General features: G+C 40.9%; 10 protein-coding genes, 1 tRNA gene and 4 pseudogenes. 6 read left to right on the forward strand and 9 right to left on the reverse strand.

Going from position 1 to position 15,384, the window contains the following annotated elements:
* Nucleotides 1-125: 125 nt before the first annotated feature.
* Nucleotides 126-321, forward strand: a pseudogene (locus VB836_RS27060) (transposase); the annotation flags it as partial.
* A gap of 269 nt (nt 322-590) precedes the next feature.
* Nucleotides 591-664, forward strand: a tRNA-Arg gene (locus tag VB836_RS27065).
* Nucleotides 665-753: 89 nt separating this feature from the next.
* Here the strand turns inward: VB836_RS27065 and VB836_RS27070 are convergent.
* The 6 genes and pseudogenes from VB836_RS27070 to VB836_RS27095 all read right to left on the reverse strand — a co-directional run.
* Nucleotides 754-1,595: pseudogene (locus VB836_RS27070) on the reverse strand (RNA-guided endonuclease InsQ/TnpB family protein); the annotation flags it as partial.
* A gap of 40 nt (nt 1,596-1,635) precedes the next feature.
* On the reverse strand, nt 1,636-2,727 hold the full coding sequence (locus tag VB836_RS27075; protein ID WP_323224207.1) for an ISAs1 family transposase: 1,092 nt from the start codon (nt 2,725-2,727) through the stop codon (nt 1,636-1,638).
* Nucleotides 2,728-2,984: 257 nt separating this feature from the next.
* Nucleotides 2,985-3,143, reverse strand: a pseudogene (locus VB836_RS27080) (RNA-guided endonuclease TnpB family protein); the annotation flags it as partial.
* 113 nt (nt 3,144-3,256) lie between these two features.
* A pseudogene (locus VB836_RS27085) lies at nt 3,257-3,499 on the reverse strand (hypothetical protein); the annotation flags it as partial.
* Nucleotides 3,500-3,609: 110 nt separating this feature from the next.
* Nucleotides 3,610-4,104 (reverse strand): DUF427 domain-containing protein, encoded by a 495-nt coding sequence (locus VB836_RS27090; RefSeq protein ID WP_323224208.1) that lies wholly within the window; start codon nt 4,102-4,104, stop codon nt 3,610-3,612.
* Nucleotides 4,105-4,255: 151 nt separating this feature from the next.
* Nucleotides 4,256-5,677 carry a sodium/proline symporter gene (locus VB836_RS27095; RefSeq protein ID WP_323224210.1) on the reverse strand — a complete coding sequence of 474 codons (1,422 nt, stop codon included), beginning with the start codon at nt 5,675-5,677 and terminating at the stop codon, nt 4,256-4,258.
* A gap of 130 nt (nt 5,678-5,807) precedes the next feature.
* Between VB836_RS27095 and VB836_RS27100 the strand changes: the two genes are divergently transcribed.
* The 4 genes from VB836_RS27100 (at nt 5,808) to VB836_RS27115 (ending at nt 12,179) form a co-directional block, all read left to right on the forward strand.
* Nucleotides 5,808-6,872 (forward strand): branched-chain amino acid aminotransferase, encoded by a 1,065-nt coding sequence (locus VB836_RS27100; RefSeq protein ID WP_323224212.1) that lies wholly within the window; start codon nt 5,808-5,810, stop codon nt 6,870-6,872.
* 19 nt (nt 6,873-6,891) lie between these two features.
* Nucleotides 6,892-7,779 (forward strand): EI24 domain-containing protein, encoded by an 888-nt coding sequence (locus VB836_RS27105; RefSeq protein WP_046277695.1) that lies wholly within the window; start codon nt 6,892-6,894, stop codon nt 7,777-7,779.
* A 507-nt stretch (nt 7,780-8,286) separates the two neighbouring features.
* Nucleotides 8,287-10,389, forward strand: coding sequence for a nucleotide-binding protein (locus VB836_RS27110; protein WP_323224214.1), 2,103 nt, complete (start codon nt 8,287-8,289; stop codon nt 10,387-10,389).
* A gap of 212 nt (nt 10,390-10,601) precedes the next feature.
* Nucleotides 10,602-12,179, forward strand: a complete 1,578-nt coding sequence (locus VB836_RS27115; RefSeq protein ID WP_323224217.1) for a VanZ family protein — start codon at nt 10,602-10,604, stop codon at nt 12,177-12,179.
* Between the two features lie 73 nt (nt 12,180-12,252).
* Here VB836_RS27115 and VB836_RS27120 read toward each other — a convergent pair whose 3' ends face one another.
* The 3 genes from VB836_RS27120 to VB836_RS27130 are packed head-to-tail and all read right to left on the reverse strand — an operon-like array spanning nt 12,253 to nt 15,383.
* Complete coding sequence (locus VB836_RS27120; RefSeq protein WP_323224218.1) at nt 12,253-12,423, reverse strand: hypothetical protein; 171 nt, start codon at nt 12,421-12,423, stop codon at nt 12,253-12,255.
* A gap of 52 nt (nt 12,424-12,475) precedes the next feature.
* The gene (gene pdxA, locus VB836_RS27125; RefSeq protein WP_323224220.1) at nt 12,476-13,513 is read right to left on the reverse strand and encodes a 4-hydroxythreonine-4-phosphate dehydrogenase PdxA; all 1,038 of its coding nucleotides are present in this window, start codon (nt 13,511-13,513) and stop codon (nt 12,476-12,478) included.
* Entirely contained in the window at nt 13,503-15,383 is a 1,881-nt protein-coding gene (locus VB836_RS27130; protein ID WP_323224222.1) for a DUF3370 family protein, read from the reverse strand. The genes pdxA and VB836_RS27130 overlap by 11 nt, the downstream gene beginning before the upstream one ends.
* Nucleotide 15,384: the final 1 nt, after the last annotated feature.

Here is a 15,384-nt window from a genome sequence, read left to right on the forward strand (position 1 = left end):
TGCGTTCCTTGCAGCTTCATTTCATACACAAGCATAGATTATCGGCATCAAGCCACGATAAACTTATGTTAGCATAAAATAATCCGTCGTGAACGACGGGGCTTTAAACCTGCTTCTCTTGGTAAATGGACTTATCTAAATTTGTGAACAATATCAAATCGGTTTCCAGTCGTCGCATCCAAAGCGAGTTTGCAGAACACTTTAACAGCGTCTATTGGAAAGATGTGCTTTGGAATGAGTCGTATTTCCGAAGCGTCATGCGGTGGTGTCACTGTTTCGGTTCTGCCTCAGTACATCGAAAATCAGAACGCACCCGACTAGCGCTATAGGAGATTGTTCGTCTCCGCTTCGCTCCGACTCACGCGCCTCTCATCCCGACGCTCACCAAGAGCGGGTAGAGCGCGGGGCTTCCCGTCTAAGTGCTAAACTTATCATCTTCGCCTGTTTGGGGCAGGCAAGTCCAGGCTCAGTTTCAATCCGCTTGAATCCAATGGAACATAACGGACAATGGCGATTAAGTTGCTTGAATTTGACTGAAGACTTTATAACGGACTCAGGTAAGCTATAATATACCTCAAGATTTGAATTTTGGGTGTGTAACTCAGGTGGATAGAGTAGCTGCCTTCTAAGCAGCCTGCCGCAGGTTCGAGTCCTGCCACACCCGTTGAAAAACTGTTGTCTAACAGGGTTTTCGGAAAGAAAAATCAGCCTTGACATCCTCTCCGTCGTAAACAACGGAGATTCCAAACATCACTATTTGGGCTTCCTCTTTCTATGAGTTGACTTACAAGGATTGGGTTTCCCCGTCCAAGCAGAGGTCAGTCTCTCGGGAGGCGTTGATTTCCGTCTGCCCGACGGTATTTGATAGTTGTTTAAGTGCAGATTTTAGAATATTTTTGGCGGCATTTTCATCTCGGTCTGCTACATACCCACAGTGAGGACATTCGTGAAGTCCGGGTGCTGAGAGTTTTCACAACCTTTTCACCACAATTTGAGCAGTTTTGAGACGTGTATGCAGGTTCAACGGCAATCACCGGAACCCCATAAATTCTCCCAAAATACTCCAACCATTCTCTAAATCTGTACCAAGCAGCATCATTAATTGATTTGGCTAGATGATGATTTTTAACTAAATTGCGTATCCGTAGGTTTTCAATCGCTACCAAGTCGTTAGACTGTATGACGTGTTGGGCCTGTTTACAAACCCAATCATTACGTCTGCGTGAAACCTTGAGATGCGACGGCGCTCTATGTGCGGACGCAGGTTCCGCACCCGCACCTCCCCTACCCAAACGATTCCTTGCTTTTTTACGGTTTTGACTTCCCTTTTTTGTTCTTGATAACCGACGTTGCAGCTTTTTAATTCGTCGCTCATCTTTTCTTAGAAAACGGGGATTCTCTACCTGTGAGCCAAAAGAATCGGTGTAGAAATGGTTTAAACCGACATCCAAACCTGTTTGTTTGTTACTGAGTTCTTTGTTTTCCTCCCTTTCATGGTCTATCAAAAATTGAGCATAATACCCATCGTGTCTTCTAATCACCCTAACCCGTTTAATTTGTTGGAGTTGATAGAAGTGCAAATCTCGACTTCCCCATCCCCCCTTTTGGTTCCCCCTTAGAAAGGGCAGGGCCGTTTCATTCTAACAAAATCCAAAGCCAAAACCACCTGTTATTAAGCCATCTTTGACCTTCTGTAATTGAGGAAAATCCCAAGAGTCGAAAAAGGTTTATTGCAAGAGTTTGAAGAATTGATAAATTCGTTCGTGCTTGAAAGTGATGTATTTGAGAATTATCCTCTTTAAAAATTACATCTTTGACCCAATGAAGCCGATTCTCTATTTGCCAATGCCCTCTAATTATCGTCCCCAAAACTTGAGCTTTTTCCAACAGGCTACTGATGTAGTAAGCCACTTGATAATAATCCTTATTCCCTCTTGTTCCCCATCTTTCAACCCGGATTAAACTTTCAACTCCACACCAGTCAGGCTTGAGAGAATCAAGACTTTTGAAAACCAAAACTTGACGTGATAGAGTTCGACCATGACTCTGCTCTTGTTCTAGGCTAATACTGCGAGGTTTTTTATTTTTGGTCGCCGATTCCAAAGATTGATATAATTTTTTTTGATTTTTTTTGACGGGAACTACATAATGATTTCCCGATTCAACAATAGATTGAAGAGTTGGCTTTTGACAGTGCAAAGCATCCAGAGTAAAAACCTTGTTCTTTAATGAGCAATCCCTGATTAGCTCTTGAGCTTCCTGAATTTCTGAACTGTGTTTATTCTCGAATCTTTTCACCCCTAAAACAACTCCATCTATTTGACTATATAAAGAAACCATAACAACAAAATTTTGGCAGTGATTCTCGTAGTTTTTCACTGTACTTTTCAAACTTTTGCCATCAATACAAACCCAATCGCTGAACTCATCAGATTCACACAAATTACCAGACCATTGATTAAATATTTGCTGAAGTTGTAGCCAGTCTACTCCCATTAACACTCGTCTCATTGTCGAATAAGATGGTACTTTTTCTGAGAAAATCTTAAACTTTTTACCGATTAACCCTTGATTCGCTTTGGCAAAGTCTCCCAAAGCTCTATATCCTAAATATCCCTGCATCGTTCCTAAAATAATTATCAATAAAATTAACCACAAAGGATATCTTTTGCCTTGGCTTCGGCGAAAGTCCTTGACTTTTTTGAGTTCTTCAATTAGACTGTTCATATCTAAAGTTTTTTTAAAAATGCTGGCGATCGCTATCATTCTACATCAAGAGCGATCGCCAGTTTTATTATTAAACTTCAGATTAACCGATGGGAGTCCAAAGTGAAGTTTTAGCTTGGCGATCGCTATGTTTTTCTAGGATTTTAGATTTTCTGAAGAAAAAAGGAGTAAAACAGCCTAATTTCTTATGTCAAGCGCGATCGCAAAATTTTAGAATGAAACGGCCCTGCCTTAGAAAGGGGGGATAGGGGGGATGCTTGAAACTTGTCGGAAAACGTTAAATAGCGTCTATCCTCTGAAAGTTGACCGCCCGAAGTTTTGTACTCAACAGATGCTCTGACTTGGTACTTTTTAAATTGGGGAAAGCCTTTTCGACCTGGTATTTTTTGCCGACAATTTTGATAAAATCGTTCAATTTAAAACAGATAGGATAAGGATTTAACGGATTAAGCTATCTGTGAGATGCCAAGATCTATGGGTTTTACAGTTAAGTTAATCCGTTCTTCCGCTTCTCTATCCGTTTTTAAATTGATGCCCATGCTCTCTCTGCGTGTGCTTGTCGAGCCATAGAATTGAGTTTGTTCACCCAAGGAAAACTAGGATTGTCTGACAGCAGTTTGCAGTAGCGATAGGCATCGTTGCGGCTTTGAACTTGACCATTTATCCATGCTTTGATGATGCTGTTACGAACAAACCTACCAGTACGGATAGCTTCGTCTAACTTTCTGTACTGGTATTGTGTTCCTTGCAGCTTCATTTCATACACAAGCATAGATTATCGGCATCAAGCCACGATAAACTATTGTAGCACAAAAATAATCCGTCGTAAACGACCTTGCTCTAAACCTGCTTCTCTTGGTAAGATACTGGGGTAAAATCAACTTACCAACCCATTGTTCCCGGCTCTCCTTTAAACGGGCCTACAATATTTTTGGTGATCCAACCTGCATAAAAGTTACCGGGTTGGGGTGTAACTAATTCATCACCGACATAGCAAGCATCCATGACATTCGCATAGAAGCCATAGGAGTCTTTGATCGGAACAAAATTCGGGGTGGGATCAAAGTAACGCCAAGCACCGGGATAGACGTGTTTATCGCCTAATTTAACTTCGTAATAAACACAGCGGCCTTTCCATTCACACAACGTTATTCGGGGGGTTTCAATCAAATACTCTAGCTTAATGTCTTCTGCGGGTATATAGTAAGCAGGCGGATGACTGGTTTCTAAAACTCGTTTGGCTTGTTGAGTTTCGGCGATGACTTCTCCATTAAAGATGATTTTAATGGGTTGACTGACATCTTGCCAAATTGCCGGACGGGGATAATCCCAAACAGACTCTTGACCCGGTTGAGGAGGAATCGGTTGTGGTCTCATTTTAACGTGCTTTGATTGTAGGTTGTCTTGATGGTTATCTGAGTTAAATTATAACGTAAATTCAAAAACTTTATGGGAGTTGAAACGATAAAATTGATTTGGGTTAATATTTTAGATCATCATCTAGAGATCTTGTTGGGTGGGAAGAGTTTTAGAGCAAACTTTTCTTTTTTGGCTTCAATAGCAAACAACATAAATAAATTAACAAACCTGCCGCCATTCCCGGTAATACTTCATAAATTGAATTAGAGAGTCCCAAAACGGCATTCCAAACGGCGGCGACGGTAATTCCCCCCAGCATCATGGTGACTCCCACCGCCGGGCTAACAGGACATTTCCAAGCTCGTAAAACTAATAATGGCCCTAAAGCAGAAGCCAATGCTGACCAAGCAAAAACACCCAACGCAAACATATTTTTATCACTGGCTAAAGCAATGGTTAGGACAATAACTGTCACGGTTAAAGTTGCTAATTTTGCGAGTTTATAAGAGTGAGCGGTTTCTGGGAAAATATCTTGACTTAAAGCGGCTGAACAGGAGAGAATTTGAGAATCAGCCGTGGAAACAACAGCCGAAAATACTCCGGCTAAAATCACACCGACCCAAACGGCGGGTAAGAGTTGCATTGCCATTTGCGGGAGGGCTAATTCTGGATCTCCATTGGTGATTAAATCAGGAATGAGAACTCTTGCAGCTAATGCAATGCCAATAGCAGCAGCAGAAAAGATGATGTACAAAACGGCATAAATATTGCGGGCTAAAGCCATGTTTTTAGAGGAGTCAAGAACCATTGCTCTCACCATAATATGCGGTTGACCGACTACTCCAAAACCAGCACATAACCAACTGAGTAAAAATAGCCCAAATCCAAACTGAAGATTAGGAGGAACGGGATTAATTAAAGCGGGGTCAGTTTGTTCTAATTGTCTCCAAAGTTCACCCATTCCTCCACAAGCTGCGATAGAAACAACTAACAGCATCAACATGGAAAACATCATCACAACAGCCTGCACTGCATCCGTCCAAATAGAAGCTCGAATTCCGCCAGAAAAACAGTATAAAATGACGATAATAGCTCCAACAATGATGCCGAACGAGTAGTCCCAACCAAAAACAGCATAGAGAGCTTTACCGCCAGCGATCAGTTGAGCGGCGGCATAAGCACCGAGAAAAAGGATGGTAATTAAAGCAGAAATAATAGCGATAGAACGATTTTGTTTGCAGTTGTTATTTAAAAAAGAACCAATGGTTTCGGATTGGTTTTCTTCGGAAACTTCTCGCAACGGTTTGTGAACAATAAACCATGCTAGATAATCTCCCAAAAACCATCCTAGTAATAGCCATACTGACGAAATTCCAGCTTGGTAAGTAAAGCCAATTGTGCTGATGAACATTCCGCCACTGTGAGAAGTTGCAAAGGCTGAAAGTCCAGTTAACCAAGGATTAACGTTTCGACCCGCGAGTAAATAATCGGTGGTGTTGTTTTGCTTTTTAGTCGCTGAATAAATCCCGACAACGGCAAATAAGAGTAGGAAGGCGATAAAACAAATTGCAATGATGACTTGAGTTGACATTAGATTTAGAGGAGTGGGGGTTAAAGTCAGTTGTTCACGGAGAATAGAGTACAAAGAAGTCCTTTTTGTATCCTATCGCATTTACTGATAGAATAGATGAAATTCAGCTTATTCAAGGATAGAACCCTTTATGTCAACATTCGCTCCTGATCTTTCGGTTGAAAAAGTTACCCATTCCCGCCTTAACGAACTCAACAGTGACAAGATTCCCTTTGGTAAGGTATTTAGTGATCATATGTTTGTCGCTTCCTATGATGAGGGAAATTGGCAGGAGGCAAAAATTGTTCCCTACGGACCCGTAGAAATGGCGCCTTCTCTGTCTGCTTTACATTATGGTCAAGCGGTTTTTGAAGGAATGAAAGCCTATAAAAGTCCGGCCGGAGAACCGTTACTGTTTCGACCTGAAGCGAATTTTGAACGGATTAATTTATCAGCTCAACGATTATGTATGCCGGCAATTTCTAAGGATGTTTTTCTAGCGGGCTTAACAGAATTAATTCGACTTGATTCAAATTGGATTCCTGCGGGAGAAGGAAGTTTATATATCCGACCGATTTATTTTGCGACGGATGAGTTAATTGGTTTGAAACCGTCTGAAAGTTACAAATTTTTTATTATTACTTGTCCAGTGGGGGCCTATTATTCTCAACCCGTTAAATTGATAGTTACAGAGCAATATGTTCGCGCTTGTGAAGGGGGAACAGGTGCGGCGAAAGTTGCCGGGAATTATGCCGCGAGTTTATTAGCCGATAAAGAGGCGAAAGCTCAAGGTTATGATAATGTGATTTGGTTGGATGCGATTCATCGAAAATACATTGAAGAATGCGGTACGATGAATTTGGCGTTTGTAATCGATAACGTTGTTGTTACTCCAAAACTAACGGGAACGATTTTAAATGGAATTACCCGTAATACTGTGTTAACTTTGTTTAGAGATATGGGAGTTGCTGTTGAAGAACGACTGGTTTCTATTGATGAAATTGTCGAAGCTTATGATGGCGGTGTTTTGATGGAAGCCTTTGGAATGGGTACGGCGGCGACGATAGCTCCGATTTCAACGATTAACTATCAAGGAAGAGATTTGACTTTGCCTCCGGTTTCTGAATATAAGTATAGTCATGCTGTGGGTCAGAAATTGGAAGACATTAAAACAGCTAAATGTGAAGATCCTTACGGCTGGGTTGTCCGAGTTTAATTTTGATTTTTAATCCTGCATGAAACCTCTACAAATTAAACAACCTCCCTCGTTGATTCATGCCCCTTTGGGATTAATTTTGGGCTTCACTTACCCCTTTAGAGCCTTGGGTTTGTTTATCCGAACGCCTAATCTTTGGGGGTATGTGATTGTTCCTATTATCGTTAATATTATTGTCGGTATTCTCCTGTATGTGGGGTTACTGTTTCCGGGCTTGAATGGGATTGAGGTTCTCGTTTCTAACTTAGATCATCAGATTGATACTTGGGTGGCAAATTTACCAACCTGGTTGAGGTATTTAGATGTATCTGCGGTGATTTTGGGTTGGTTACTGCGAATGGTGTTAGTTGGGGCTTTACTGTTTGTGATTGGGTTTCTATTGCTGCAATTTGGGGGAATTTTGGGTGCGCCTTGGTATGGTCAACTTTCGGAAAAACTGGAAGAATTAAGAACAGGTAAACCAGCAGTTCTCCCCCCCAATAGTTTAACGAGTATTTTCCAAGATATCGGACGAGCGCTTTTATTTGAACTGAAAAAAATCGCCCTCCAATTGGGAATCGGAATACCGTTATTACTGCTCAATTTTTTACCCGTTTATGGCTCGATTTTATTCACAATCGGCGGATTTTCACTGGCGGCGACGGTGACTTTTTTAGACTTTGTAGATGCTCCTTTAGAACGACGACGGTTAAAGTTTAGAGAGAAGTTGAAAATGTTCCGTTTAGCGTTACCCGCAAGTGGGAGTTTTGCTTTCGTTTGTTTGGGATTAATTATGATTCCGTTTGTGAATTTACTGGCTATTCCAGTCTGTGTCGGTTCAGGAACATTATTCTTTTGCGATCGCCTTTGGCCCTATTATTTTGCTTCCCAAGAACAGACGACTTCCGCAGAAGTTCCCCCAGTTTAGTTATTTGAGAGGAAGTTGATTCAGGCTATTTCTCTAACTGAAAAAGGTCTAGACCTATTGAAGCCTGAACTTTACATAACACCTGTCTTTGTAAAGTGAGTAGAAGATTAACCCCCTCTATTGTAAAGATTTGCTCAAGTTAGGATTGAATGATTGTCTTTTAAGAGGGGTTATATTAGGGTAAATATTAAGAGGTGTTCATGCAAGAGAAACTCATGCAAAAGGCACCCATACAAAAGGCACCCATGCACTCATGCAAAAACGGTTAACTGGTAGGGGTAATTTATGAATTCCCCCTACGCTCTTGGTGACTGATAACTGTCTCTCTATCACCCCATCGATTATCTGTAGCAACCATTTAAGTATTTCATATAAGTTGAGGGTCGGTTCATCGCGGAGATAAAAAAGAGAATAGGGTTGATTTGAGAAATCGTAATTTTGCCAGCCATCAACAAAACAAAACCACAAAATCGAGCAATCTCGGAGTATAAAACATTGAATTCAACAATGAAAAATGTAGACCCACTGATAGCCGTTCAAAAGCTAACAACGGACTCCTACTCCGATGAACGTTTACCCGGTCAAACCCTTGGAACTCTCTCTGGGAGTGGCCTGCTGCGTCAGGGAAGCGACCGAGAAGGAGTGATCGCCATTGATAACGACGCTTTGCGTCTACCTTATTTGCTCAAACCGGGTTGGGGACGTCAGGGAATAGCCTATGGGCCTTATCGTCGCAGAAACGGCTTAACTTTGGCGGTGTTCATGCTGAATGGTCACAACACCTCACACAGAGCGGATCTTCAGCAGTCAATCCTGGGGCGATCGCTGCGTTGGGTCGCCGGGAGTGGTTCACGCGCCCCCCTACAGCAGTTCTTGGGTTTGGTCGCAAGTCCCTACAAACAGCGAATGTGGCGGCGATGGCAATTTTGGGCGAATAACACCCCGCAAGGGTTTCAGGAGTCGCGTCTGGATAAAAACTTGGCGGTGGGCTGGTTTGCGAATCCGGTTCCGGTTGATCCGCTTAACGAGGGAAATGCTTTTATTGTTCAGGGGACAGGCTCAGAAAACGGAGAACTTTGGACTCGTGTGGGTGAAAGGCTTCAGTCTGCTTTTCAAGGCTTGCAAAACCTGCAAGTTTATTATGTGGTGATTTTGCGAGAAAAAGGTGCCGTCTATTATGCGTCTTCTGTTCCCAACGTTTTGGGACTGACGGCTTATCCCGAGCTGCGTCCTCTGGCGATCGATCCCTTTAATACGGATAAAAGCGTTTATGGGGCTATCTATCAAAACGTTTTAGGACAAACTGGGTTTAGTATTGATACGCGAGTCTACGGTACGCAAATTGTCGAAATTCCCTCGTTTACGCAGTGGTATGGTACCGCTCACGGGGCCGATCGCTTAGTCGGTAAAGGTTCACTTAACAGTATGGTGGGGGAAGTTGGGGGAAAGTGGCAGGTTTTTCAAGGAAAATATCAACGGTCTGTTCAAGGTGCGATCGCGATCCAATCCAATAGTTTTGCTATTTTGAATCCCCGTCAAACGAGTGGACTTATTCATACTTTAATTGAGACTTCAGATCTTATAACACCCGTTGCTATTTTGTGGCGAGTACAGGATCAGGAAAACTGCTGGTGTTTGTGGCTGAGTGAGAGTCAATGTCAGCTTCAGATTAAACAAAAAGGCAGGGGTAATAGTATCGCGGTTAGTAATGCTTTGTCTTTGCAGCCTAACAGCATTCATTCGGTGCAAATATTGGATGATGGCAACAGTTTTAACCTCTATCTCAACGGTAAGTTATTGTTTAATACATCTTTTAATGAAACGCGATTTCAACAAGCAACTGGGGCTGGTTTTGCGGCAAAAGAGGCTAATCATCAGCTTTATTTTCGCGAGTTTGAAGTTCATCCGCGTTCGATTTCTATTCCCCATGAAATAGACATGGGTTCGCCTTGGTTTGAAAATGGAAAGACGAGGGTTGTCGTAGAAAAATTTGAAGGTTCGGCTCAAGACTTATCGGGAAAAAGAACAACTCAAGGAAATAAAAGCTGGCACAAAGAATTTGGAAAAGGAGCGATTATAATTACGGGAAAAAATCGGGCAAAAGTCAAAGCAAGTTTGCCAAATCCTAATCCGGGTCGAACGGTTTATACCGTTGACTGGGATGATGCGTTGTTTGCCGATGTGCAAGTAGATATTACTCCCCCAAAACTCTATAAAAATAAGAAAACGGAAGGTCGAGGGGGATTAATTTTTTGGCAAGATGAAAGTAATTATATGATTGTGGCAAATTGTTTGAGTGCTAGTTATACGGGGGCTTCGATTTCATCATTTTTTTGTATTCATGGGTTTGAAGATGTTTATGATGCAGTTGGGGCGTCGGTGGGGCGTCGGATTAATTGGGGCGTCACTCATACGTTGCGGGTAGTATTTGATGGGATGAATTACACGGCTTTAATTAATGACGAACCTGTGTTGTATCGGGCTTTAACTGATGTTTATCCGAAGTTAAAACAACCGCTTCTGATTCGTCGGATTGGCTTGGTGGTCAATTGGGAGTGGGGAGGCGATGATATGGGTACAGTATTTAATAATTTTGTTGCTCGAGTCTAACTGTTAATTTTACCCCTGTTATTCGTGATGTTTTGGGGTCTGGTTTCCGGATTATTTCCACAAATTTGCGACAACAATGGAGTCAACCTCAGTCTGTTTGGAGGCTTTGACGGTTGGGGAATTATAAATCGTGACGCTATAATTGATCAATGCGTGGGCGCAGGACTTCGACAGAACTGGCTCACTCTCAAATCAATAGTCGTTAATTACTTATGAAAAAAACTTTTTCAGACCAGAATTTGTTGATTCTGCTTGAAGCCGGATCTGGTGTGATTCTTCTGGTGAGCATCTTGCTAATTTTATTCACGACCCTTTTACCCTTTAACTTTGTTTTTCCTGAGAATCTATCTCTAGAGTTCATCATTGATCGCTTTACGAAGCATAGTAGCTGGACGGATTTATTTGCGAATTTGTTGCTTTTTATTCCCTTTGGCTTGAGTTTAGCTGCTTTGTTGAATAAAAATAAATTCAATCCCTCAGATACGATTATAATTGTTGGTATTTTTAGTCTTATTTTATCATCATCGGTTGAGTTATTACAAGTCTTTTTACCTTCCCGTGCGCCGACTTCAGTCGATCTATTTTCTAATAGTCTCAGTGGTTGTTTAGGAAGTTTGAGTTTTTACGTGATTAAAAACAAACTCGAACAAACACCTGCAACTTTTTTAAGTTCTCTGTATCGCTCGTTTCGATCCCTGCTTTCTCTCCCCAGTTTAACTTTTGTATTAATTGGGTATGTGATCACTGTGAGTTTGCTCTTATGGAACTTACAAGCCGCAACTCAACTGAATGATTGGGATGATAATTTGCCTTTAATTATCGGTGATGAATTAACAAGATATCGCAGTTGGGAAGGTCAAATTTCTCAGCTTTGTATTTCCAATCAAGCCGCATCAGAAGCCGAAATTTCTCAACTTTTATCTGAAAAAAAATCCTGTGCAGCGATTGCTGATTCGTTAATTGCTGATTACGAGTTTACGGAATTAAAAAATAACTATTCTGATAAAACGGGAAATTTACCGGATTTAGAGTGGATAGAAACCCCCTCAACAGAGGTGAATGATCTAGGTGTTTTTCTAGGTAAAAATCACGCTTTAATTAGTACAGAACCCGTCAAGTCATTAAGTGAAAAAATTCGACAAACTTCTAAATTTACTTTAAATACTCAAATTACAACTTCCAACTCAACCCAAGATGGCCCTGCTCGCATTTTATCGATTTCCAATGATGTAATGAATCGAAATTTTATGATCGGACAGTCCGGTTCAGAATTACGGATACGTTTGCGAAATCCGATAACTGGAAAGAATGGAATGGAACCCGAAGTTCAGATTTTTGATGTATTTTCAAAGCCGAAAACCTATCAGATGATTATCAGCTACACTGGCTCAGAATTAAAAATTTATCTAGACAGTATTGAGAACTTGTACAGCATAAAATTTACACCTGAAGCCGCTTTATTTTGGTCTGTTTTTTCATCCTTGTCCGAAAAAATGCCTCTGAATCCCGAAAATAATCAATTATATTATATCCTTTATCATGGACTTATTTTTATTCCTATCGGACTCATTTTAACGTTAATTTCTTGGGTTTATCGGGGTAATTTAATATTCTATCTGCTGTTAATTTTAGGCGGTGTAGTGGTTCCTGCTCTTTTAGTTGAAGGGGTTTTAGCAAGTAGTCTAAATGGAGTTTGGACTTGGAAATATGTCGGCTTAAATATGGTGATAACGCTGATCACTTGGCTTGTGCTGAGAGTCTCTGTGGGATGGGGGTTGAAGTCTCACTAATTCCTGAAAAAATTTTGTTTAAATCTAATACAAATCCCGACAACACTGGATCACCGTTAACGGTTGCGGGATTTTATAAACATTCTATTTGAGTTGGTGGGCGGTCAATATAAACTTGTTGGTGGATTGGGTCAATTAACCATCCTAATAAGGGAAAAAATTGTTCATCTGTCATCTCAATCACTGGATGCAATTGTACAATGAGAGGTGAACTTTCTGTTTGATAAATTTGAGTAGTATTCATCACAATGACTGACTCTGTTTATATTAATGATACAGGATTGTTTGAGAAAAAATTAGCTTTGAGTTTCATGTAATCTTTGACGGGTTAATTCTATCGCAAACTGCAATGCAGCTTTCATGCTCGAAGCATCGGCTATCCCTTTTCCCACAATATCAAAAGCTGTACCATGATCAGGGGAAGTGCGAATAAAGGGTAAACCAATGGTTGTATTAACAGCCCGATCAAATGCCATTAATTTAACGGGAATTAAGCCTTGATCATGGTAAAGGGCGAGATAGGCATCGTGAGCATTTGTTGCAGAATTATACCAGGCTTGACCCGGTTTTACCCAAAGGGTATCCGGTGGAATAGGGCCGTCTAATTGCAGTTGGGGATAGCGATCGCTTTGCTGTTTTATCCAGTCAATTATCCAGTCTTTTTCTTCTGTCCCTAACTGCCCATTTTCTCCACTATGAGGGTTTAAACCTGCGACTGCAATTTTAGGATTTTTGATGCCAAAATCTTGTTCTAAACATTCAATTAATAAGTCTAATTTCAAGCTCAAAAGTTCAGGTTTTAAGGCTTTAGGAACTTCAGATAACGGAATATGAGTCGTTGCTAATAGCGTTCGTAGAGTCCAGTTTGTGTGAGGAGATTTGGCGACAAATAGCATCCCAAATCGTTGAATTTCTGCTTTTTCTGCGAGTAATTCGGTTTGACCTGGATAGTCATGTCCGGCTGCTTTCCAGTGGGTTTTAGCGATGGGTGCGGTGACAATAGCATGAAATTTCCCGGCTAATGTTTGGGTGATCGCTGTTTCTAAGTAGGCAAAACTTGCCGCACCACTGGCAATATTTCCGATTCCGGGTGTTATTTTATGGCAGTTTTCATTCAGTTCAACTTCTAAAATATTTAAATCATCTGGAATAGCTAAAGATGAGTAAATTGAGTGTAAGTTTTCATAAGTTTGTTGTAAAATTTTGCGATGACCAATTAAGGTGATATGACATTCGGAAGTTAAACTTTGATCCGCTAAAGCTTTTAGAATAACTTCCGGCCCTATTCCGGCAGGATCGCCTAATGTGACTGCGAGATGAGGTTTAGAATACATAACTTTCAATTGTAATAACTTGGGGAGGTGTTGAGTCAGGTGGATAAAGAAAATTAATCTCAACCCGGTGACGTGAAGCGGGTGGAAGATCAACCCGCGAAAATATACTTTCACCCTGTTTTCCACGGGGTTGGGTCAGATGAAAATAACCCATGTTAAAACCACCTTGTAGATTATCATAACTTACTCGAACTGTGCCGCGAAAAAAGGTATCTTCTGGGGGATGCTGGAGAAAGATTAGCTGATTTTTCAGCGCATCGGTTTCATCATTTTTTAAAGGAGAGGAAAAACCAATCCGAACGGTTTGCTGTTGACTAAACTGATTATATAACGTGAAGCCTATTTTGTACTCAATTCCATAGTTAGCATGAGCAAAAAATGCGGTATCGGGATATCGAACTAACATTTTAGCACTCTGAACTTGTTGGGTGCCGAGTGTAATTTTATGAAGGGTTCCAATCACATAGGAAAAGGCTTTTCCAATTTGAGGAATACTGAGAACTTTAGATTCAGGATTATCAGTAATTTCGGCTTGCCATTCAGTTCCCTGAGATACTCCTGCAACTCGACTAAAAACAATAGGTAAAGTGACTTGGGGTTCGAGTGGTGTGGGAGTTCTATCACGAGGTTCAGCGAGTCCTTTATTATTTAACAGTTCAACCCATTCTGATAAGGTTGGGGGACGATAGGTTTTATCAGCATTTAACGAAGCTTTTCGGGCTAAATCTGCTACATAGATTTGACCTGTTGTAGAGAGACGGATCATCGTTGAACGACCATTTGAAGCGGGAAAACCCGGAACCGGAATCGGCAAATTCATCAGCATTTTATACTGTTTAGGTTCGAGGGTTAATTCTTCAGGAAAGATATCTTGACGATTGCCTCGCAGAACCTCATTCATCGTGCGACTTCCCGGGCCTGAATAAACAGTTCCTTGGGAATTTTCTTGTTTTTCAGGTAAATTAATATAGGGTGAATCGGGCGTACTTAGATAACTCGCTGCCGCTAATATTTTAACATTAATATTATTATCGGTTGGATTGTACAGAATAATTCCTTGATAAAAAGGATGGGTTTCTGACTTGGTTTCTGCCCGTGTAATATGATGGGAAAAGATATCAAATCTTCCGGTAAAGGGAAAGTTTAGATGAGCCTTTGGAAATTGTTTGTTATTGGGTGGAAAAGTGGAGAGTAAAATACCTTCAGTACGTATTAGTTCGGGGCTGTTGCTGTTAAAGGTTGGTAAAGTATTGAGTTGACCGGGTAACGAGCGAATTTCCATCGGTTTGATATCTAAACCCACAACATATTCTAAGGGAACTCCAGCGAAATTTAAAACTCGACAAAATAGTGCTGCGACTTCTCCTCTGGTCGTATTTTCATTAGGTCTAAATTCTTGAATATCAGGATAATTTACAATAATTCCGGTTTGAATTGCTTTGGCTATATATTCTGTAGCATAGCCGGGAATGAGTGTAGAATCTAGAAAAAATCTGTCAAATGGATGTTCCTCAAACAAGAAAGAAGAGTATTGCAAATAAGCTGCTAAAACCGTAATAGCTTGGACACGAGTAATATTTTGTTCAGGTCGAAAGCTTCCATCTGGATAACCTGCAAAAAATCCCTTTTCTGAAGCTGTTTTTATGGCGTTATACGCCCAATGTTTCTCGGTAACATCTTTGAATTTAATCGATTGACGTCTGACTTTAGCATCAGGAAAGATATTACACATCAAAACCGCAAATTCGGCGCGATTAATGTCTTTGTCTGGACGAAAGGTTCCATCAGGATAACCGCTAACGAGATTTCGTTTAGCAAGTTCTAGGATACAGTCTTTTGTCCAGTGTTTTTCTAGGTCTTTAAATGTCATT

The organism is Limnoraphis robusta BA-68 BA1, assembly GCF_034932365.1.
Taxonomy (GTDB): domain Bacteria; phylum Cyanobacteriota; class Cyanobacteriia; order Cyanobacteriales; family Microcoleaceae; genus Capilliphycus; species Capilliphycus robustus.

Bases quoted from the DNA above. Each gene is read 5' to 3' on its own strand.
- VB836_RS27075 (WP_323224207.1), bottom strand. From the start codon at position 2,727: ATGAACAGTCTAATTGAAGAACTCAAAAAAGTCAAGGACTTTCGCCGA.
- VB836_RS27090 (WP_323224208.1), bottom strand. From the start codon at position 4,104: ATGAGACCACAACCGATTCCTCCTCAACCGGGTCAAGAGTCTGTTTGG.
- VB836_RS27095 (WP_323224210.1), bottom strand. From the start codon at position 5,677: ATGTCAACTCAAGTCATCATTGCAATTTGTTTTATCGCCTTCCTACTC.
- VB836_RS27100 (WP_323224212.1), top strand. From the start codon at position 5,808: ATGTCAACATTCGCTCCTGATCTTTCGGTTGAAAAAGTTACCCATTCC.
- VB836_RS27105 (WP_046277695.1), top strand. From the start codon at position 6,892: ATGAAACCTCTACAAATTAAACAACCTCCCTCGTTGATTCATGCCCCT.
- VB836_RS27110 (WP_323224214.1), top strand. From the start codon at position 8,287: ATGAAAAATGTAGACCCACTGATAGCCGTTCAAAAGCTAACAACGGAC.
- VB836_RS27115 (WP_323224217.1), top strand. From the start codon at position 10,602: ATGAAAAAAACTTTTTCAGACCAGAATTTGTTGATTCTGCTTGAAGCC.
- VB836_RS27120 (WP_323224218.1), bottom strand. From the start codon at position 12,423: ATGAATACTACTCAAATTTATCAAACAGAAAGTTCACCTCTCATTGTA.
- pdxA (WP_323224220.1), bottom strand. From the start codon at position 13,513: ATGTATTCTAAACCTCATCTCGCAGTCACATTAGGCGATCCTGCCGGA.
- VB836_RS27130 (WP_323224222.1), bottom strand. From the start codon at position 15,383: ATGACATTTAAAGACCTAGAAAAACACTGGACAAAAGACTGTATCCTA.